General features: G+C 51.2%; 20 protein-coding genes. 4 read left to right on the top strand and 16 right to left on the bottom strand.

Going from position 1 to position 18,995, the window contains the following annotated elements:
* Window positions 1–30: 30 nt before the first annotated feature.
* From H6750_17065 to H6750_17015, 11 genes are all read right to left on the bottom strand, one after another.
* Entirely contained in the window at window positions 31–660 is a 630-nt protein-coding gene (locus H6750_17065) for an isoprenylcysteine carboxylmethyltransferase family protein (protein MCB9776020.1), read from the bottom strand.
* A 324-nt stretch (window positions 661–984) separates the two neighbouring features.
* Window positions 985–1,611, bottom strand: a complete 627-nt coding sequence (locus H6750_17060) for a c-type cytochrome (protein MCB9776019.1) — start codon at window positions 1,609–1,611, stop codon at window positions 985–987.
* A gap of 176 nt (window positions 1,612–1,787) precedes the next feature.
* On the bottom strand, window positions 1,788–1,979 hold the full coding sequence (locus H6750_17055) for a hypothetical protein (protein MCB9776018.1): 192 nt from the start codon (window positions 1,977–1,979) through the stop codon (window positions 1,788–1,790).
* Between the two features lie 125 nt (window positions 1,980–2,104).
* Window positions 2,105–2,821: a hypothetical protein gene (locus tag H6750_17050; protein MCB9776017.1), complete on the bottom strand. Its 717-nt coding sequence runs from the start codon at window positions 2,819–2,821 to the stop codon at window positions 2,105–2,107.
* Window positions 2,818–3,609 carry an SDR family NAD(P)-dependent oxidoreductase gene (locus H6750_17045; protein MCB9776016.1) on the bottom strand — a complete coding sequence of 264 codons (792 nt, stop codon included), beginning with the start codon at window positions 3,607–3,609 and terminating at the stop codon, window positions 2,818–2,820. Before H6750_17045 ends, H6750_17050 begins: the two co-directional genes overlap by 4 nt.
* The gene (locus H6750_17040; GenBank protein MCB9776015.1) at window positions 3,599–4,276 is read right to left on the bottom strand and encodes an iron-containing redox enzyme family protein; all 678 of its coding nucleotides are present in this window, start codon (window positions 4,274–4,276) and stop codon (window positions 3,599–3,601) included. The genes H6750_17045 and H6750_17040 overlap by 11 nt, the downstream gene beginning before the upstream one ends.
* Window positions 4,277–4,929: 653 nt before the next feature.
* Complete coding sequence (locus tag H6750_17035; GenBank protein ID MCB9776014.1) at window positions 4,930–6,306, bottom strand: sigma-54-dependent Fis family transcriptional regulator; 1,377 nt, start codon at window positions 6,304–6,306, stop codon at window positions 4,930–4,932.
* A gap of 20 nt (window positions 6,307–6,326) precedes the next feature.
* Entirely contained in the window at window positions 6,327–7,688 is a 1,362-nt protein-coding gene (locus tag H6750_17030; GenBank protein ID MCB9776013.1) for a hypothetical protein, read from the bottom strand.
* A gap of 125 nt (window positions 7,689–7,813) precedes the next feature.
* Window positions 7,814–8,494, bottom strand: a complete 681-nt coding sequence (locus H6750_17025) for a tetratricopeptide repeat protein (GenBank protein MCB9776012.1) — start codon at window positions 8,492–8,494, stop codon at window positions 7,814–7,816.
* Window positions 8,495–8,803: 309 nt separating this feature from the next.
* Window positions 8,804–9,190, bottom strand: a complete 387-nt coding sequence (locus tag H6750_17020) for an SET domain-containing protein (protein MCB9776011.1) — start codon at window positions 9,188–9,190, stop codon at window positions 8,804–8,806.
* A 276-nt stretch (window positions 9,191–9,466) separates the two neighbouring features.
* A complete protein-coding gene (locus tag H6750_17015; GenBank protein MCB9776010.1) occupies window positions 9,467–9,901 on the bottom strand; it encodes a hypothetical protein in 435 nt (144 codons plus the stop codon).
* Window positions 9,902–10,081: 180 nt separating this feature from the next.
* On the opposite strand from H6750_17015, the gene H6750_17010 reads away from it, so the two are divergent.
* On the top strand, window positions 10,082–11,053 hold the full coding sequence (locus tag H6750_17010) for a DUF2891 family protein (GenBank protein ID MCB9776009.1): 972 nt from the start codon (window positions 10,082–10,084) through the stop codon (window positions 11,051–11,053).
* Window positions 11,054–11,083: 30 nt separating this feature from the next.
* Here the strand turns inward: H6750_17010 and H6750_17005 are convergent, their stop codons facing one another.
* The 4 genes from H6750_17005 to H6750_16990 form a co-directional block, all read right to left on the bottom strand.
* A complete protein-coding gene (locus H6750_17005; protein ID MCB9776008.1) occupies window positions 11,084–11,968 on the bottom strand; it encodes a CoB--CoM heterodisulfide reductase iron-sulfur subunit B family protein in 885 nt (294 codons plus the stop codon).
* 82 nt (window positions 11,969–12,050) lie between these two features.
* Window positions 12,051–13,010 carry a succinate dehydrogenase iron-sulfur subunit gene (sdhB, locus tag H6750_17000; protein ID MCB9776007.1) on the bottom strand — a complete coding sequence of 320 codons (960 nt, stop codon included), beginning with the start codon at window positions 13,008–13,010 and terminating at the stop codon, window positions 12,051–12,053.
* Window positions 13,011–13,122: 112 nt separating this feature from the next.
* The gene (locus H6750_16995) at window positions 13,123–14,838 is read right to left on the bottom strand and encodes an FAD-binding protein (protein MCB9776006.1); all 1,716 of its coding nucleotides are present in this window, start codon (window positions 14,836–14,838) and stop codon (window positions 13,123–13,125) included.
* Window positions 14,839–14,907: 69 nt separating this feature from the next.
* The gene (locus tag H6750_16990; protein ID MCB9776005.1) at window positions 14,908–16,047 is read right to left on the bottom strand and encodes a citrate synthase; all 1,140 of its coding nucleotides are present in this window, start codon (window positions 16,045–16,047) and stop codon (window positions 14,908–14,910) included.
* Window positions 16,048–16,257: 210 nt separating this feature from the next.
* Between H6750_16990 and H6750_16985 the strand changes: the two genes are divergently transcribed.
* From H6750_16985 to H6750_16975, 3 genes are all read left to right on the top strand, one after another.
* Complete coding sequence (locus H6750_16985; protein MCB9776004.1) at window positions 16,258–16,815, top strand: Spy/CpxP family protein refolding chaperone; 558 nt, start codon at window positions 16,258–16,260, stop codon at window positions 16,813–16,815.
* Between the two features lie 412 nt (window positions 16,816–17,227).
* Window positions 17,228–17,572 carry a hypothetical protein gene (locus H6750_16980; protein MCB9776003.1) on the top strand — a complete coding sequence of 115 codons (345 nt, stop codon included), beginning with the start codon at window positions 17,228–17,230 and terminating at the stop codon, window positions 17,570–17,572.
* 241 nt (window positions 17,573–17,813) lie between these two features.
* A complete protein-coding gene (locus H6750_16975) occupies window positions 17,814–17,981 on the top strand; it encodes a hypothetical protein (protein ID MCB9776002.1) in 168 nt (55 codons plus the stop codon).
* A gap of 38 nt (window positions 17,982–18,019) precedes the next feature.
* Here H6750_16975 and lipA read toward each other — a convergent pair whose 3' ends face one another.
* Window positions 18,020–18,934: a lipoyl synthase gene (gene lipA / locus H6750_16970; GenBank protein ID MCB9776001.1), complete on the bottom strand. Its 915-nt coding sequence runs from the start codon at window positions 18,932–18,934 to the stop codon at window positions 18,020–18,022.
* Window positions 18,935–18,995 lie beyond the last annotated feature (61 nt).

Raw genomic sequence — 18,995 nt, 5'->3', positions numbered from 1 at the left:
TGGTCTCCTCTTAATTTTTCTCTTTTCTTTTTACAACCATCGCGGAACCCGGGAGCAATATTTCCTATACACCGCTCCATGGGTTTTGCTGAGGTGTTGTTCTTCCTGTCTAACCTGTGCTTGAAAAGCACAGTCGCCAATCAAAAACGTTAAGAGGGAATACGGACATGGAACAATGAGGAACATCGCAAAATAGTTGAGTCTCAGAGCAAGGAATATGGGGTTACGCGAATAGTGAAATAATCCTGTTTCGATTAAAGGAGTTGGATTTCTCGTATCTATTTCAATGCGCCAAGACGTTTTCATTTGATTCTGTGCTGTCACGATTATCATGAAACCCGTAATGAGAAAAAGACTACCTATCGAGGCTGTGAAACGGATAGGAAGGAAAAAGCTAAACCGGTTCCCGGTTAGCACATTAAATTCGAATACATAATCTATCACTAAACCCAATACCATGAGTAAATGGATCTTAAACACGATTGCCAGAAACTTGAGAAAGGAATGCTGGTTGGATTGCGTCAGGGCATTGATCCCTGTTTGTGCGAAAATGACATAGCTGCGCCAAAGTAAAGCCATAAACAAAAAAAGAACGAAATACCCGAACAAGACAATCTTAAAAAACAACTCCATATACCCGTTTACCAAGAAATGCGGCATACGCACGTCAATAAAATCCGGCCAACCCCAAAGAAAAATACGTCAAGGCAAAACAGGAATGAGAAAAACCATCTATCTCATGCCATAGGCCATTAGCCTACAGAAGAAACCCGGAGCGGGTCATGAAAGAAGAATCAAAATTCACCCCTGTGGATCAATTGCATCTGATGAAAGGCTTCGAATTTATTATCCCGCCGGTGTGCAGATTTAAGAAAGGCAGAAAATCCTGACGGTTGGCACAGAATAGTCCTGCATGAAATACGCTGCGCATGCTCACGATGACCAGACCTGATAGGTTCGGAAATAGTTCATGGAAAATGGCATTTAATCTGTGTAATGTTCTTTCATGAACGCGACGATATTCGACTGTTCTCTATCGCTTAATTTTTTAGCCACAGCCACCATTTTTTCTTTATGCTTGCTGTCGGCCATCACCAGTCTACTCCCCTTGGAAAACTGATTGAGCTGGGCGAGGAGATAGGGTCCTCTCAGATGCGTGATCCGTGGACTTTTGGTGAAGTAACGGCCCAACATGCTGGAGTGGCAGCCTTCACATTGTTCCTTGTATAATTGTTTTCCGTTTTCCAAATCCCCGGTTACCGGCTCATTTGAGTGTTGACGTGGACGCCCGGAATAATAATCGCCAATCAGGGATACTTGTTCATCATTTAAAGCCTTGGCCTGCTGGCTCATTTCACGGGTCACCGCATCAGTCGGATCAGTTCCGCGCCTGGATTGTCTGAAGTTTTCTAACTGCTCCACAAGATAACTTTCCGGCATGCCATCCAAGGAAGGGGCAATGGAAGAAATTTTTGAGTCAATACGATGACAACTGTCGCATTGCGTGACCAGTTCAAGCGCGGCCTTCTTGCTGTTTCGATCACTTGCACAGCTGAATAGTGACAAGAGCATTGCACCTAGGGTTGGGAGTAACCACATTTTTTTACTCATGCCTGACCTTCCTTCATGATTCATGTGAATTTTTCAATCCATCCAGGAAATTAGGATAAACAATCTGAATAGATCCGAATATTCAGCTTAAGAAAATACGTCTTCACCAAAACACGTGGGTGCAACACTTCGGTGGAATGCTTGAAATGTGCTCTGGACAAGGCGCCTGAGCCAATTTATTCCTGAAAAAATGGAGTTACGCTTGACGCATTGACCATAGGGGCAATTGATGGACATCCGTTGCTTCCAGTCACGCCGTAGCCTGGGGAAAGCAGCGGGAGAAGCGAAGACACCCGAAAAGCACCCCAAGAAGAAACCAACTCTCCACCAAACACCATCATACCCTGTAAGGGCTGGGATGTAGACATATTTTGCCACCGCCAGGATCTGAACTTTCAACGGCTCTTGCCCTTCTCACCCTGACCCGCTCCTTGAAGTGACAAGGGGATTGAGAGCACGTTGAAAGTGGGAAAATCTTGACCACGGGTGCTGATTACGCCCCCAGTTTTTTCTTGGCCGTAGCGATGGATTGCCTGATCTCCGCACGCCGTCCCGCATCAGCTGTTTGACGATTCGGACGATCCGGTGCGGCAAGTGCATGCTCCAAGACCATGATGGCTTTGGCATACTCACCTTGGTCAATCAGGAATTCACCATAAAAATAGTTGGAGTCAATAGCGTTTGGATCCATGGTTCGTGCCCGTTCTAGATACGTACGCGCCTTTTCATCATCACCAAAGCCTATCGGCCAACCCGGGACTTGATAGTAGAGAGCACCCAGAGAGGTATAAATGGCGCCATCCAGGGCCTGAGGGTTAATCGCTTCAGCGTGTTCCAACAATTTCTTGGCTTCTTCCGCAAGTCCTAAAGCTCCCAATCCACCTGAAATGCCAGCCTGTGTGCTCGTGATAATGGCCTGCCAGATATAGGGCTCTGCATGTTCATGGTACATTTTCGTAACGGTTGCCGCTTTGGACATCAACCCCCCCATTTGTTTTTCCTGTTCGTCCTTATCGCGGATTTCGTATTTGATATGTGCCCAGGCTTTCATCAGAAACTGAATGTCCTTGGTCATCGCTGTGGCATCATCAGATGCCTGTACCAATGAGACCGATGTCCCCGACTGTAATGTGGGTTCTGCCTGGGCCATGAACGATGCAATGGATAGAACAAGCACAACCGAGAGCGATACAAGAAACATTCTTTTCATGATGAACTCCGTGGTTGATTGATTACCGTTGGTAGATGAAATAACGTTTTGGCCTTCAGGTCGTTTTCCAGTAACAACTGATCTACCACCCGTGGCGCCATGGCATTGATGCGAACAAAGAGCTTCTCCGGGAAGCCAAGGAACACATCCTTCCTCCGTTCGGCGATGGCCCTGGCAATCTGCTTGGCTACCCATGCCGGCTCATCCAACTTCATCTTGGTCATACGCCCGAATGCAAGAATTTTCTCCGTATTCAGCGCGGTCTTCACTGCACGTGGGGCAATATAGGTGATGGTTATGCCATCCGCTCTCACTTCTCGACGCAATGCCTCGGAAAAGCCGCGTAGGCCGGCCTTGGAACTGGAATAGGTCGCAAAATGGGCGAAGTTGATTGAACCAAAGGTGGAGCCCACATTTACAATCTGCCCATGACCTCGTGTTTTCATTTGAGGGAGTAATGCCTGGGTGAGTATGACGGGCGCAAGTACGTTTACGGCATACAGCAACGCAGTCTGTTGGGGTGATTGTTCTTCGCATGGCCCGAAATACTGGATGCCGGCAAGGTTGACGAGAATATCCACGCGTTGCGATTTGAGCCGGTCGGCAATATCTGCCATTCCTTCCAATGTCGAGAGATCACCACGGAGGAACGCCGCATCAACCGATACAGGCTCCGTGCAATCAACCACGGTGACTTTGGCGCCCTGCTTTAGCAATTCCCGGCATAACAGGGAACCAATTCCTCCAGCGCCACCGGTCACGACCATGCGCTGACCGTTAAGCGACATGTTGCACCTGATTGCCGTTATGCGGGATCGAACGAAAGACATTGCCATAGAGCCTAAACATGCGTTTGCCCATATGAATAATGGCTTGCTGGTCAACTTCCTCAGGAATTCGGTTGACCAACCGTTCAAAGAACTGCATATGTTCAATATCCAAAATGCCATGTGAATAGAGATAGCTAAAGCAGTTCTTGGAAAGATGAAGTGATTGCCGCATGGCATCGGCGGCCTTGGTGGCCAGGACCGTGCTCGTCCCTTCAAGAACAAAGACCATGCCGAAAAAGCCCACCGGGTTGATGCGGCATATATAATCAAATGCATACGCCACCATCATTTCCGTTTCGAAATTCGGCTGACCATGACGGACGGCCTCTGCATCACCACCTGCTTGGGTAATGTCATTGAGGATCCGCTCTTGGTGCCCGGCTTCTTCCTTCACATATTCCACAAGCGCCTCGCATATGTATTCTTTTTGGTACGAAAGCCTGGATCCGGCGGCCATCATCAACGGCACCGTATACTTGACATGGTGATAAGCCTGTTCGAGAAAGGCCAGATAGGTTTCTTGAGATATGGCGCCCCGCAGGGCATCGGTGATTTGCGGTATCCGGCTCAGTTCCTGACGTTCTGATTCAGTCTCATCTGTCAGTCTTTCAAAAAAAGTTGGCATAGAATTCCTTTTTGAACAAGATTTGAATCAGCGGATGATAGGATTGCTAATGATTTCGCGCTTCCGGCCTCTCGTATCTTTAAGACCACATTGCGATATAAGGCCTGGCCTTGGTCCCTTTCGTAGCTGTGTATAAACTGGTCAAGCGTATGAGCCCGCTCTGCCGCCTATGGCAACGTGACGGCATTCCGTTGCTTTGCGATGCGGATAAGCAACGCTTCCGGAAAGGCAGCTCCATCCTCCACAACGAGACATTGTGCTCGCTCAGACTGTGGAAGTGGTTCGCTCTCAGGGCATTCAGGGGATATATTCCGCCTTAAAGAGGTACTCAACACATTTTTCTTACGACAGATGATGTGCAGGAAGCCTTCCCCATCCATGAAACTCAAATCGCCAATCCCATAGGAAGCGGGACTTTGGGATTTGCCAATGTAACCAGGAACCGCCGAATGGTTGATACACACTTCGGTATCCTCCGCTCCCGTTTTATTCCTTGAATTCAGCATGAATTGTGCCAGTGGGGATTTGCCCCCAAGAATGCCCATCATTTCAAATGGTTAGGATAAAGAAAGGACCTGAAAGCCGATTGAAAGGGTGACGGGCAAGAAAAGGATTTTGATGGGAATCAAAAAAATTGAACGGGGGGAGTGAGGTTAATCCTCGGTGCTCACTGGAGGTTGTTGTTTGATTTTGTACTGCAGAAGACTGCGGCTAATCTGCAAGACATCCGCCGCTTTGGCCTGAACCCCATGGCCCATAGTCATCGCCCGGTTGATCATGTAGCCCTCAATGGCTTTGAGGGTGGCATCGAGTGGTGCATCGGGAGGGAGGAGGCGACCCAGCGTGCTGATCCAATCGCCGGTCCCGGACAGTTCGACGGGGAAGTCTTCGGGTTGAATGTCCTCCTCCTTGGCCATTAACGCCGCATAGGCGATGGCATTCTGTAATTCGCGGACATTCCCCCGCCACTGATGGTGAAGAAGATGGTCAAGCGCCTTTGGGGAAAGCCGTTTTCCCCGAGTGCTTCCCTCTTGTCTGAGTTGCTCCAGATAGGTTTTGGCCAATAAGGGGATGTCTTCCCTGCGTTCCCGCAAGGGGGGCACTTCGATCCGGATGACACTCAGTCGATACAACAAATCTTCACGAAAGCGTCCGTGTTGAACCTCGCTTTGCAAATCACGATTGGTGGCTGCCAAAATTCGAGCGTCTATCTGTATCGATTTTTCTCCACCCACACGACGGATTTCCTGTGAATCCAGCACTCTCAGGAGTTTGGCCTGAAGCGAGAGAGGCAACTCGCCAATCTCGTCCAAAAAAAGGGTCCCTCCATTGGCTTGTTCAAACAGCCCGGCATGTTTGGTGTTGGCTCCGGTGAACGCGCCACGTTCATGTCCGAACAGTTCGCTTTCAGCGAGAGTCTCGGTGAGCGCACCGCAGTTGATAGCCAGAAACGGTCGCCCGCATCGTGGACCATTGAAATGAATCGTCCGTGCCACCACTTCTTTGCCGCTTCCACTCTCACCACTAATGAGGACGGTGGCTTTGGAGTCGGTGACGCGGGCGATGATGTCGTAGACGGCCTTCATGGCGGGACCGGTTCCAGGCACCGCATCGAAATGATATCGTCCGGTCAAGGCTTGAGAAAGTCGAAGATTTTCCCGCAGTAATGTGCTTCGCTCATTGGCTTTTTGAATGGTTCGAAGAAGGGCTGCGTTGTCAAATGGTTTCACGATAAAGTCATAGGCCCCTTCGCGCATGGCCTCGACAGCTCGTTCAATGGTGCCATAGGCGGTCATCAGAATCGCGCTGGTCGTCGGGGACACTTCGCGGGCTTGAGACAGGAGCGCCATACCGTCCATGCCGGTCATGCGGAGATCGGTGAGTAGGACGTCGATCGATTCCTCTTTCAGCATGAGCACGGCTTTGGCGGCACTGTCGCTGGTGAGCACGTCATATCCCTCTTCGCGGAGGACTTCATCGAGCATCCATAAATAATTCTTCTCATCATCAACAACTAAAATGGTGGACATGGTTCTTGGCCTTTATGTGTTTAGAGCGGAGTCTCCCCCGACTCCGATTGTGATGGATCAGCACCATAAGCCGGGAGGTGCACAAATACGCTGGTGCCTTGTCCTGGTTCGCTTTCCAGAGCAATCGATCCCCCATGCTCTTTGATGATACGCTTGGCAAGAGAAAACCCCAGGCCGATGCCTCCGGGCCGCTTCGTAAAGAACGGCTCACCCAACCGACTGGCGTCCGGTGCCGAAAGCCCGACGCCGCTATCGGTAATGGTGGTGATGATTTCTTTTTGGCTCGAAGACGCTTCGATGTGTATCGTCATGGCTCCCCCTTTGCCATTCGTCATGGCTTGCAGGCCATTACGTACCAGGTTCGTAAAGGCCTGGTGCAACAGGTCATAGTCGCCATGGACATAGCATGGTTCGGGGGGCAGAGAGAAATGGATGACGGATTGAGAGGGAACGGCCCAAGCCGTTGAGACCTGGCAGACTTTTTCGAGAAGTCTCCCTAAGTCTATCTTTGTAAATTGGATGCGAAGTGGAGTGCCCAGTCGCAGCACCCCCTCCACAGCCGCGTTCAAATGAGTGACCTCCTCCAGAAGAACGGAAACATGTTGACGGATAGACGGATCAATGGTCTTTTTCGCCAGCATCGTGGCTGCGCCTTTAATGATTCCGAGGGGATTCCGAATTTCGTGCGCCATTTGGCCGGCCACTTCACCGAGGGTGGCCATCTGGGTAATCCGTTGGAGGCGTTCTTCCATTTGGGCGACTTCCGTTAAACGGTCAATCAGTTGCCGTTGCGTTTCTTGCAGCTCTTGATTTGTTTTCTCAAGGGTGTTAGCCAGAATTTCCTGTCGATTTCGTTGATCTCGTTCTCCTTTCGCAAAATAGTAGGTCAACAGCCCGGCAATGGTAAAATATACAATGGCGGCTAACGCGTCCTGGAGTTCCCTTGTCTCGATCGGCGATGGAGGGTCGTTCATGTCTGCGATGATAAACCCCGTCATTGACAAGACGGCGCATCCTACGACTATGATCACATCTTTGCCTCGTAATTTCGCGGCTGCCGAAATAATGGGTAACAGGAAAACCAGTTCGTAGATACTGCCGCTCCCGTCCGTGACGGCGACGAGGAGGGCCGCCAGCAGGAGCTGCAGAGCAATGCTTGACCGGAGAAATAGTATTCGGGGTCTTTGGTTCGGTCGGTAGACCGAAAAAGGTGGAGCCAAGACTTCGATAATTTGCAGCATTACAATCGTCGATAAGGCAACATAGGCAAATAGGGAGGTTGAGCCTTTCGCGCTGCCGAGGGAGACGAGCAATCCAGCCAGGAGAGTCAGGGTGGTGATTTTCAAAACATCGAAGGCACTAAAATTTTTCATATTGAACATGAGCACGTTCTCGGGAGATCAGAAAATGGGGGTTCTCTGTATAGGTTTGTCGAAAAAACCATAAACGTTCCTCAAGAATCTTCCCCGATTGTGCCGCGGAGGGTCGTCATGGAGCCACCTTCGATTTAATGGAGGCTGGGAAGAGCGTCAAGAAGGATTTTGGCTTCCTGCTGATAATGGTGTTGTCCGGATTCCGATACAGGCGATCGAGCAGGTTCATCCATGATATGACGCAATTCTTCCCGTGCAGCACGATAGTTCTGCCGTTTGATATAAATTTTAGCCAAATCCAGTCTCGCTCGCGTGTAATCGGGTTTCACCTCCGTGGCCTGAATCAGGTAGGTGACGGCCATGTCCGGGTCACCGCCGAGAAACCATGGCAGTTCCTCCAGCATCATCCCCATCATGTGAAGTGCCGGTGCGTGATGGGGGTTGAGTTCTAAGGCTCTTCGCACATGAGTCTTTAATGTGTTGACTGTCAACGCCGAGGCCATGACACCTTCGATTTGTGCGGAGCTTCCCAGGTTCGCTGCGTATAAATAATGCGCTTCCGCATTGTCTTCCTCTCTATCAAGGGCCCGTCGGGCCAGACGGGCCCCTTCATCAAATGCCTGACGTTTCAGGCCCTCGTCCTGATAGATTTCCTGTCCAATTTCGAGATACAGGCCGGCTAATGTTAAGAGCATGGCCGGGTCTGAAGAATTCTGACTGCCCTCGGCCAGGATTTTTTGAAGTCGGGTCAAAGGGGATTGCAAAGGATCGGTTTTGAGGGGACCAGATTCCGCCCAACTCCCCTGAATCCCCATGAACAGCAACAGTCCGACAAGTATGCATTCGAAAGTGAAAAAAAGAAGGCCACTGAGGCCTCGCGTAAAAGAATTGTCAGTGACCATGGTTTTCGGTGTGGTTGATGAGCGTTCAGTGGGCAATAAGACCAGCCAGGGATTTGGATTCTAGCACAGGTAACATGTGCAAGTGGTCCTGGATGGGGATACAAAAGGATGGATGGTGGCTGATAAAACACGAAAAGTCGAATTGAAAAGATCTTGGGTTGAACGGCATTGGTCGAAGGAAGCGAGCCGGGAGGTATGTGCAATGAAAGCGTATGAGGTTTTCTAAAGAAATCTTCGACATGTTAGACTTCCACAGCTACAGGGCAGTTTTCCGTTATGGTGCGAGTCGCCATAGTCGAGCGTGAGTTCGGTGCCGGCCCTGATCGGGTGCAAGGCATAAAACTCTGCCCGTTCCCCTATGATGCGCATAAAGGTATTGGGTGTGCAGGAATGGTTGATGAACCGGAATCCTGTGGTCTCTGCTGCCCCATCGATCGACTTCCCATTATTCACTTCGACGATGGCAATCCGCTTTTGGTTTTTGGCGCGCCTGCGTCCTTCCCGTTGCGTAATGCGTTCCCCTTCATACTCTCCGATTTTTTGTCTGGGGCGCAATGGCACTTTGGTGAATAGGCCGCGGCCCTCAATGCCACTGGGTTTGACTTCCATCGGAACGGGCCATCTGGGTTTGCGGGCCGAAGCTCGATTAGTTGAGGGCATTCGAAGCGTGGAGCAAGAAGCGATACGTTGGTATATTTTTAGGGTGATGGATTTCAGGGAACTGTACAAAATGAGAAGTTGGTGAGGCAAGGATGAATGAGAGATGAGGGGAAAGGCGAGACGCCACGTGTGTTCCGGCGAAGCTCATTCACTCGAACGGACAAATCGCCATGAGGCTTGATCATTCCCGGAGACACCGGTGAGTGCACAGGGGTTGTCTCAAGGTCAATCACCGCCCAGGAACGCATCCTCGTCATGTTCCGGCATGAGATCCTCTTCTTCCTCGATGCCTAATCCGCCCTGAAACGATTCCCGGATGGCGACCACGTGTTGATGTGAGGGAGTGCCTTCAATTTGCCTCCCGAATCGATCGAGGAACCGATCGCAGAGGTCCAGCCCAAGTTGAAAATATCGGGGCAGGGGACCTTCGGTCACTTGCTGCCAGGTAATGTAAATGAGGAACTCCTGGAGGTGTCGAGCTTGTGGAAGCTGTGTTCCCAATTCCTGAAGGGTATCAAATGCGCGCTTGGCTTGTGGTCCTTGATCGGTGGAAAATATCCCCTCGGCTTCTAAAATATCCGATTCGAGATCGCCAAGTTCTCCTTGCTCCTCAGCGTGTTGGAGCGCGTGCAGGGCAGCGATAGCTGGATCAAAATTCATGGGAAACGCCTTCGTCTATGAACATGAGTGAACTGAATGTCGAGGGAGTGTAGCAGATTTCCGACGAGTTTGCGTATCCAAAATCTGGCGAAGGGAAACGAAATCTCTAGAAGAACCAGATTGTCTCGCTGAGCCATGAAGGGGTGATGTAGGTTACGAATGAAATAGGGAGTAGGATTAATGGTGCATGCACAGTCCGGTCAACACTATCCGTCGTGGGAGGCATTTTGCGGGTCCAGGCTGGACTATGTGCGGATCTTGGCTGAGACGGTGGAGCAGAGTTTTCTGCGGAGGGATACGACTCATCCGACCTTCTGTGGGTGTATCGATTGGCATTCCAGTGTTCATGGCGCCTACGCGTTATTAACGGCTTCGCGGCTGACCGGACACCCTCGCTGGGCTGAAATAGTCGATGCGGCATTTTCGCCTGATTGTCTGGAGGGAGAATTGGCCTCACTCAGGAACGGGGAACTCAATGATGAAATACCCTATGGCTTTTCCTGGTTTTTGCGACTGGCCATAGAACGGGAGCAGGGGTGGGGGAAGACAGACTTGTTCCCGTTGGCGGCAGAAATTTCCACACATTTAGAACAATGGATTTTTTCTCTTTCCGCTGGAGAGGTTATTGGTCATTTGAAACAGAGGAACTATGGTAATTTGTCATGGGCCTTGCTGAATTTGTGGAAGTGGAGTCAATGGAAGGCAGACCAAGTTTTAGTTGAAAAACTTCTTAGCTTTACACAAATGTGGGTTGTCCTTCTTGATGAGACCCTGCCTCCTTCATATGACAACGTGACGAATGAGTTTTTTGCGGCCTCTCTGCAACGGACCAGAACCATTTTTACGATTCTTCCCGAAGAAGAATCCTGGCGATGGTTTGAGTCATTTTGTCCAGACGGCCTTTCTATGGAACCGATCCCCACAGCTCTCACGCCACATTCCGCAGGACTCAACTTTAGCCGAGCTTGGGCATTCTGGACGCTCTTTCAATCCACTCGGAACTCGGCATTTCGTGACCTGTACGTGAACCATATTGTGACGCATATGGAGATGCCACAGTATTGGCGGGATGATTATCGCAAGCACGGGCATTGGGTGCCCCAATTCGGGATCTATGCGATTGCGTTAAGCTTGGATGAGGCACCGCTCTAATAATGCAGACTTTCAACAGGAAAACGATGGTTATCCGCCGCCACCAATTTTAGCCAGAGCGGATTCGGGAGAAATGAGATTTCGTTGTAATCCGAGGCTCTTGGTATCCAACCCCATGGCAAGGCCTAATAATTGGGGAAGATGGAGAATCGGGAGATCGATGGAAGCCTGTTCCTGGCTGGCGGCTTTGGTCTGCATGCCGTCGAGGTTGAGATGGCAAAGCGGGCAGGGGGTCACCATGATATCGGCTCCGTGTGATTTGGCATCCCGCGTATGCGTGGCGACCATCGTGAGCGAGTTTTTTTCATTAATGGTCAAAATGGGAAATCCGCAACATCGGGTTTTCCCTGGAAAGTCCACGACCTCCGCTCCTAATATTTCGATGATCCGTTCAAGCGACTTTCCCCGATCAGGATGCCGGTCGAATTCCAGCGCATTGGTCGGCCGTTGGATATAGCACCCATAAAACGGCGCGGCACGAAGACCGGATAAGGGACGGGTGATGTGTTGTCGCAACGTTTCCTCGCCCACATCTTCCAGGAGGATCCACAAAAAATGTTTGACCGTGGTGGTTCCCCGATAGGTTAATCCTTCCTCTTGGAGCAAGCCGTTAATCTCCTGAAGGTAGTGCGGTTGGGTGGTGAGACGATGGTTGGCTTGGCTCATCACGCCCTGGCAGGTACTACAGATAGTCATGATGGGAAGACCCTGTTGTTCGGCCAGCGCAAAAGTGCGGGCATTCAGCGCATCGCCCAACCGCGGGTCTTTTTCCTGCAAGACCCCCGCACCGGTACAGGAAGCGGTCGTCATTTCTGCGAGTTCGATTCCCAATTTGGGATAGACCTGCATGACGGATTGATACAATTCGGGGCAGGCTCCCTTGGAGACGCAACCCGGAAAGAAGGCATATTTCATTGCTCTCTCCCTTCTTGTTTTCTCCCCATACCAGGAAGAAAAGGGTTGTACCCGGAAATAAAAGCCATGGTTTTAACAGACGTCATCGTTTTTTCCTGACCTGTTTGAAGAGCCGTTGGATATGGTGGATTCCGGAAATCGGACGGTGAAGCGGACCCGAGAGGGGGACTTTGCCTTTGAGGACAGATTGAAGAACCATGGGGATCATACCGAATAACCGGCCAATGTTTTTCAGGCCGAAGGTTCTGATCGCCAGCATCGGTTCGTCAAGAATTCCTTTGTGTTTGATAATGTCCGAAAATACCTCGGCATGTCGGGAGCCACAGGTGGCCGGAACTTTTTCTGCCAGACCTTTTGCCCGCAACGCCATGATGCGGTCCATCGGGCCTACTCCTTTGGGGCAGACCTGAATACATTCCATGCACCGGGTGCAATCCCACATGCCGCCTGCCTGATTAAGGGAATTCAGTCGTTGGGAAGCCGCCGCATCCCGCGGGTCGGCGACGAACCGGTAGGCTTTCGCCAGGGCAGCAGGCCCGACGAACGTCTTGTCAATATCCAGGACCGTGCAGTCGGAGACGCAGACGCCACACATGATACAGCTCATGACCCCGGAAAGGTGGCTCATGGACTTCGGGGATGCGGTGTATTCAGCGGTTGGAGGCGGCCCTTCCGTTTGGAGCCACGGCTGAATTTGTCGAATCTTTGACCAGAACGGTGCCATATCCGTGACCAGATCCTTGATGACCGGCATATTGTTCATGGGTTCAACCTGAATCGTCCCTCCTTCCGAGGCGACCGAAATCATCTTGGTTTTGCAGGCCAGTGTGGCGTGCCCGTTAATGCGCATGCCGCAGGACCCGCAAATAGCTCCGCGACAGGAACAACGCAGTGTTAAGGAATCATCGATGGTTTCTCGAATTTTAATCAGTCCATCGAGGACACTGTCGGAAGGATCAATTTCCAGATCATATTCCTGATAATACGAGGAGGGATGATCGTGCTCCGGATTAAAGCGGCGTATGCGAAGAGTGGTGTGCATCAGTGGGTATGTTTCCTCGGCTTATGCTTACAGTATACCTCCTTCAAGCCGTTACCGGATGTCTTCGCAACTCTCAGGTTCCGAAGAAGCCATGATGGGCCATTTAATTGCATTAATAGACGCGAATTTGCGGTTGCCATTGGGTGATGCGCACCGGGAGATAGTCGACGTGTGGCGGAGCATCGGGTCTATGATACAGCAACACATGTTTGAGCCAGTGTTCGTCGTCCCGATCAAGATAGTCCGTCCGGAAATGGGCCCCTCGGCTTTCCTGTCTGGTGAGCGCGCCCACAATAATGGCTTCGGCACAGTCCAACATAAACCCCAGTTCCAATGCCGCGATCAGCCCGGTATTAAACACCTGCCCTTTATCCTGGATGGTGAGATCGGGCCAGCGTGCTTTCAATTGGGTGATATGGTGGAGGGCGGTCTCCATGCCTTCCTCCTCACGAAAGACCGACACATGCCGGTTCATGGTGGTGCCCATCTCCAGACGCAACGCAGCCGCTCGTTCTCCCGGTCCTTTCCGTGACACGATGTCCGCCACCAGACGTGTGTCTGCCTCCATCGCGCTGTCCGGAATGGTGGAAGAAGGGAGTGTATGGGCATACTCCGCGGCACATGTTCCTGCCCGTCGTCCAAATACGACGGTGTCCAAGAGAGAGTTCGCGCCAAGCCTGTTGCCGCCATGCAAGCTCACGCACGCGGTTTCTCCCGCAGCGAAAAGACCTGGCACGCCGGCCCATTGGCCTTTGACATCCCAACATCGGCCTTCGGTATCGGTTTTGATGCCTCCCATCTGGTAATGCATCCCTGGGCGGATGGGTAAGGGCTCCTCGGCCAAATCGATATTGGCAAACGTTTTGGCTTCGGCATAGATTTGTCCGAGACGATCCTGAAGAAAGGCCCGTCCCAAATGCCGGCAGTCGAGCAGGACGCAGCCTTTGATGCCGCGCCCTTCATTGATTTCAATTTGTTCCGCACGGGAGACGACATCTCGTGAAGCCAGCTCCAGCATATTGGGCGCGTAGCGTTCCATGAAGCGCTCCCCCTTGCTGTTGAGAAGATAAGCCCCTTCTCCTCTGGCGGCTTCTGTAATCAGGAGGCCCTTCCCCTTCAGGGTCGTCGGGTGATACTGCACCATTTCCATATCCATTAAGGGCGCCCCGGCACGGTAGGCCACGGCCATGCCATCTCCCGTACAAATCAAGGCGTTGGTGCTGGGTTCGTACACCCGGCCTAAGCCGCCTGTGGCCATGATCACGGCTTTGGCTCGAAATAGTGCGAACGTTCCTGTGCGAATTTCAAAGGCCACCACTCCGGCACACCGGCCCTGATCGTCTTTCACGAGGGAGGTCGCAAACCATTCTTCATAGACGGGAATTTTTGCCTGCAGCGTTTGTTCATACAGCACGTGAAGCAGCGCCTGCCCGGTAAAGTCGGACACAAAAAACGTTCGTGCCCGTTTCTGTCCGCCGAACCGGCGCGTCCCGAGCTGGCCTTCCTCGTTTCGGTTAAAAATGACCCCCATATGCTCCAAGGCGATAATATCCTGGCCGGCTTCTTGAGCGAGAACCTCAACGGCGTCCTGGTCGCTGAGATAATCACTGCCTTTCACCGTTTCGAAGGCATGGTCTTCCCAGTGGTCTCCCCGGTCGGTCAGGGCGGCGTTAATGCCGCCTTGCGCGGCATTGGAATGACTGCGCACAGGATGCACTTTTGTCATGATAGCCACAGAAGCCCCCTGGGTATGCGCGGCGATGGCGGCCCGCATGCCGGCCAGGCCGGCCCCAATGACGAGCACATCATAAGAAAAGGAAGAGTTCATTGTTTCCAGGCACCTATGCGTGGCACAAAGATTCTTACAGCAATGATGTCGGTCGGGTATGTGACCCGATCAACGGGTTTCACGCGTTTCCACTGATTGATATGCACGATGGCGAGGCCCCTCATAAATCTGGTCAGGCCGGAATAAATGATTATCCTGATATTGTTCAAAGCAGTGCGCTAACCACCCCGCCACCCTTGCCATCGCAAAGATCGGGGTGAATAAATCAGTGTCGATGCCCATTCGATGGTAAATAATCCCGGAGTAAAAATCCACGTTGGGCCGTATGCCTTTGGGTCCCACGCGTTTTTCCATTTCCTGCTCAACCGCCCTGGCCAGCGCAAATAAGGAATTGCCATCCGGTCGGGTATCCAATTCCTGGGCGAACTCTTGTAACACGGTGGCGCGTGGGTCTTTGACTTTATAAATCCGATGCCCGAACCCCATAATTTTTTGCTTTAATGAAAATTTCTGGTCCAGGTATGCAGGAATAGCCTCAACCGTTCCTATCTCCTCCAGCATGTGAATGACCGCCTCATTGGCGCCGCCATGTAATGGGCCTTCTAGAGTGCCAATGGCAGAGGCGATGACCGTAAACGGATCGGCTAGTGTGGAGGCTGTCACCAGTCCGCTAAATGTCGAGGCGTTCATGGTGTGTTCGGCATGAAGAATCAAACAGATATCGAACATCCTGGCAATATCGGGAGCAGGGACTTTTTCGGTGAGCATGTACAGAAAGTTTTCGGCGAAGGACAGGTCGTCACGCGGTTGTATCTGCTCATCGCCATGACGCAGGCGGGCAAAGGCGGCAACGATGGTGGGGAGTTTGGCGATGAGCCGGACAGCGGTCCAGTACCGGGTGGCATCATCACGGACATCCGGCACCGGATAAAACATGCCGAGGGCGGCGACTGCCGCTTGCAGGGCATCCATCGGGTGTCCATGCTCCGGGAGGCATTTCAGGAGATCGGTGATACGATATTTGATCCGCCGATGATGAGTAAGATCCTCCTGAAACCGGGAGAGTTCTTCCCGGGTTGGAAGCCGGTTGAATAATAATAAAAACGCCGTTTCGGTAAAGGTGCTTCGGGTGGCAAGTTCCTCGATCGGGATCCCGCGATATTCGAGAATTCCCTGGTTTCCATCGACATAACTGATTGTTGATTTCGCGGCAGGAACCCCCGCTAGGCCTGGCAAAAAATCTTCCATCTCACCTTCTCTTTCTCTTAGATTTCATCTCCGAATAATGACGCATAACTCCAGTATACCTTGCTCGTGACCTTCCCCCCAACTTTCCCGATGAATTTGCTATAGTTAATTAAGAAATTTTTATGGAGTGCGGAGTTGACTATAAAATAGGCATGGGTCATTGGTTTGGGAAGGGCGAATAATTTTACTTTCAAGAAAGGGGATTTGAGTATGCAGGGTTTGAAACACTTCATGGTCGTGGCGGGATTGGTGGCATTAGTGGGGGGAACAGGGTCCTTGGCAGGAGCGGACCCCGGGAGTGCACAAGATCCACATGGGAAACAGCCGCATGCGGGAATGGGATATGGAAACAGTGCTCATGAAGGGATGGAACATCATGGTGGTCTTTCTCCCTTGGACATGAAAGAGGAGCTGGGTCTTTCCGAGGATCAGGTGACCCGGCTCCGTCCGCTTGAATTGGACTATCGGAAAACCATGATTCAGAACGGGGCCGATTTGCGGGTGGCGATGGTCGATATGGGGACTCTCATGGATGCGAAGCAACCCGATATGGCCGCCATTGCCAGTAAGGTCGATGAAATCAGCCTATTACAAAAAAACATGATGATGTATCGTGTCGGGGTTTATCTCAAAGTCAAAGAGGTCTTGACGCCCGCGCAATATGAGCAGTTTCGGTCCCGGCTTCGTGAGCATATGGAAGGGATGGCCTTTCATGGAGGGGAGATACATGAAAGCAAAAACCCTCATGGAGAGTATCCCAAAAAATAGCATGGTCATCATGGTGGGATAGAGAAAAGCCATCTTGAATCATGAAAAGTTCCTCTTGAGGAGATTTCTTGTTTAAACCTGAGAGGTTGGGGCGCATGGCGCGTTCCAAATAAATCATCCTTCACAAGGGCCCCTTCTTCATCAACCGGAGAAAGGGCCCCTCGTTTTCCGGTATCTGCCCATCTGCATTTATCTCCCTACAGCTTTGTTGGTGAAGTTGTAGGCGATTGCCTGCACATCCTTATGTGTCACCTGTTGCGGTTTGCCACAGATGACATCTAACCACTTGAAGTTGTTCATGAAAAAAAAGATGTCATAGTAGGGAATGAGCCTTGCAATGTTTTATTTCATGTCAGCGATGAAACACGATAAGGTTTTTAGGTGCATTTATTTGTCGTGGAAGGAGGTTGAAATGAAACCATTGACCAAACTTTGTATCTTGATGTTGGTGATGGGTTGTTTCCAGGGAGTTCTTCCGGGGCTTGCCATGGACGGGGAACAGATGGCTCAAACACCCCAAGTTCGGCAGGAACTTCAGACCAATTCGCCGACTTCGACGGCACGATATGTCAATGTGGAAGGGACGCTTCAGGCTATCCAGGGAGACCTTTTTATCATTGAAGGGGCGTCAGCCGAACAACCGATCAAAATCCAGGTGGGGAAAGATACTGCCTTTCCGAATGGGCAAAAAGAACTCGGGCAACCCGTTAGTGCTCTGGTCTCGGCCCCGGACGGACATGCGTTGATCATTCGATAACAGTGAGTGCCGAAATTGGTTCTATGAGAAAAAGCCGTGAGAAAGAATTTTAGGAGAGGAAGGCATCGCGGAAGGAGATAGAAGAACAACACCGCGATGTCACAAATGCGGGAAGGGTGGACATTTCAGAATTATTCACTTTATCACTTGGGGGAGATACGGTGCGTAGTTCGAAGTGTTCGTCCTTCCGCTAATTTTAATGTATTCGGTGCACGTTTGCAAATTATTGGAGAGAAGGCCAATGATGAAATGTGAAACCTGCTGTCACGAGTATACGCAATTCGATTTTGTCACTCTTCGGAACCTCTGCGAGCATGTGTATTTGGATTCCCTCGCCCAGAAGCAGAATTATTCTTTTTCCAAGTCCGACAAGCCTGGTTCACGATTAGATCTTCACCAACCGGTCTGACTGGGGTCTGCGGCCCACCAGATCGAATGGCTTGGGATTCAGGCACGGGTCTGTCCGTGTGTTTGCTCTTCTGCATGGTAAGACGAGCGGACGAGGGGGCCGGACTCTACGTGCTGAAAACCTAAAGCCGTTCCCTCCTGTTTGAATTCTTCGAATTCCTCCGGACTATAGTATCGAGAAACCGGCGCATGCTGGATAGTCGGTTGAAGGTATTGGCCGATGGTCAGAATGTCGCAATTCACTCGGCGAAGATCCCGCATCACCTGACGGATTTCATCGTTTGATTCTCCCAGACCTGCCATGAGCCCCGATTTGGTTCGTCCTCCCATGGTCTTGGCCCAATCAAGGACCTGAAGCGAGCGTTGGTATTTTCCCTGTGGACGAATGGAAGGGAAAAGGCGAGGAATGGTCTCAATATTATGATTCAAAATATCCGGCTTGGCCTGCATGACTATTTCCAGATCAGTCTGATGTCCTTGGAAGTCCGGGATCAATACTTCGACGGTGCATGCGGGATTTTCATGGCGGATTCGTTGAATGGTCTCCGCAAACAATACAGCCCCTCCATCGGGGAGATCGTCTCGATTAACCGATGTCACCACCGCGTGCCGCAGTTTAAGGAGCTTGACGGCATCTGCCACCCGCTGAGGCTCTTCTCGGTCCACTGCAGATGGGCGTCCGGTGGTAACCGAACAGTAATGACACCGCCTGGTGCAAATATCTCCAAGAATAAGAAACGTGGCGGTTCGATTATTCCAACATTCCCAGATATTCGGACATCGGGCTTCTTCGCAAATGGTATGCAGGCGGTGGGTATCCATCAGTTCACGGATTTCCTGGTAATGGGGGCCCGGCCGAAAACGGACTTTGAACCAGGAAGGAAGGTTTCTCCTGCGGGAGGTCTTTCCGGATGAAGAGATGGGAGTGATTTCCGAAGTTGGGATGAATGTCATAAATATCTTTAATTTTTATAGTGACTTGTGAATGTGTGTTGAGGTGGCATCAATCAGACCA

The sequence above is a fragment of the Nitrospiraceae bacterium genome (assembly GCA_020632595.1).
Taxonomy (GTDB): Bacteria; Nitrospirota; Nitrospiria; order Nitrospirales; family UBA8639; genus Nitrospira_E.
This window is presented reverse-complemented; position numbering and strand designations above follow the sequence as displayed.

Excerpts from the sequence above, each read along its gene's own strand:
- H6750_17065 (MCB9776020.1), bottom strand. The coding sequence starts at position 660 with ATGCCGCATTTCTTGGTAAACGGGTATATGGAGTTGTTTTTTAAGATT.
- H6750_17060 (MCB9776019.1), bottom strand. The coding sequence starts at position 1,611 with ATGAGTAAAAAAATGTGGTTACTCCCAACCCTAGGTGCAATGCTCTTG.
- H6750_17055 (MCB9776018.1), bottom strand. The coding sequence starts at position 1,979 with ATGTCTACATCCCAGCCCTTACAGGGTATGATGGTGTTTGGTGGAGAG.
- H6750_17050 (MCB9776017.1), bottom strand. The coding sequence starts at position 2,821 with ATGAAAAGAATGTTTCTTGTATCGCTCTCGGTTGTGCTTGTTCTATCC.
- H6750_17045 (MCB9776016.1), bottom strand. The coding sequence starts at position 3,609 with ATGTCGCTTAACGGTCAGCGCATGGTCGTGACCGGTGGCGCTGGAGGA.
- H6750_17040 (MCB9776015.1), bottom strand. The coding sequence starts at position 4,276 with ATGCCAACTTTTTTTGAAAGACTGACAGATGAGACTGAATCAGAACGT.
- H6750_17035 (MCB9776014.1), bottom strand. The coding sequence starts at position 6,306 with ATGTCCACCATTTTAGTTGTTGATGATGAGAAGAATTATTTATGGATG.
- H6750_17030 (MCB9776013.1), bottom strand. The coding sequence starts at position 7,688 with ATGTTCAATATGAAAAATTTTAGTGCCTTCGATGTTTTGAAAATCACC.
- H6750_17025 (MCB9776012.1), bottom strand. The coding sequence starts at position 8,494 with ATGGGGATTCAGGGGAGTTGGGCGGAATCTGGTCCCCTCAAAACCGAT.
- H6750_17020 (MCB9776011.1), bottom strand. The coding sequence starts at position 9,190 with ATGGAAGTCAAACCCAGTGGCATTGAGGGCCGCGGCCTATTCACCAAA.
- H6750_17015 (MCB9776010.1), bottom strand. The coding sequence starts at position 9,901 with ATGAATTTTGATCCAGCTATCGCTGCCCTGCACGCGCTCCAACACGCT.
- H6750_17010 (MCB9776009.1), top strand. The coding sequence starts at position 10,082 with ATGGTGCATGCACAGTCCGGTCAACACTATCCGTCGTGGGAGGCATTT.
- H6750_17005 (MCB9776008.1), bottom strand. The coding sequence starts at position 11,968 with ATGAAATATGCCTTCTTTCCGGGTTGCGTCTCCAAGGGAGCCTGCCCC.
- sdhB (MCB9776007.1), bottom strand. The coding sequence starts at position 13,010 with ATGCACACCACTCTTCGCATACGCCGCTTTAATCCGGAGCACGATCAT.
- H6750_16995 (MCB9776006.1), bottom strand. The coding sequence starts at position 14,838 with ATGAACTCTTCCTTTTCTTATGATGTGCTCGTCATTGGGGCCGGCCTG.
- H6750_16990 (MCB9776005.1), bottom strand. The coding sequence starts at position 16,047 with ATGGAAGATTTTTTGCCAGGCCTAGCGGGGGTTCCTGCCGCGAAATCA.
- H6750_16985 (MCB9776004.1), top strand. The coding sequence starts at position 16,258 with ATGCAGGGTTTGAAACACTTCATGGTCGTGGCGGGATTGGTGGCATTA.
- H6750_16980 (MCB9776003.1), top strand. The coding sequence starts at position 17,228 with ATGAAACCATTGACCAAACTTTGTATCTTGATGTTGGTGATGGGTTGT.
- H6750_16975 (MCB9776002.1), top strand. The coding sequence starts at position 17,814 with ATGATGAAATGTGAAACCTGCTGTCACGAGTATACGCAATTCGATTTT.
- lipA (MCB9776001.1), bottom strand. The coding sequence starts at position 18,934 with ATGACATTCATCCCAACTTCGGAAATCACTCCCATCTCTTCATCCGGA.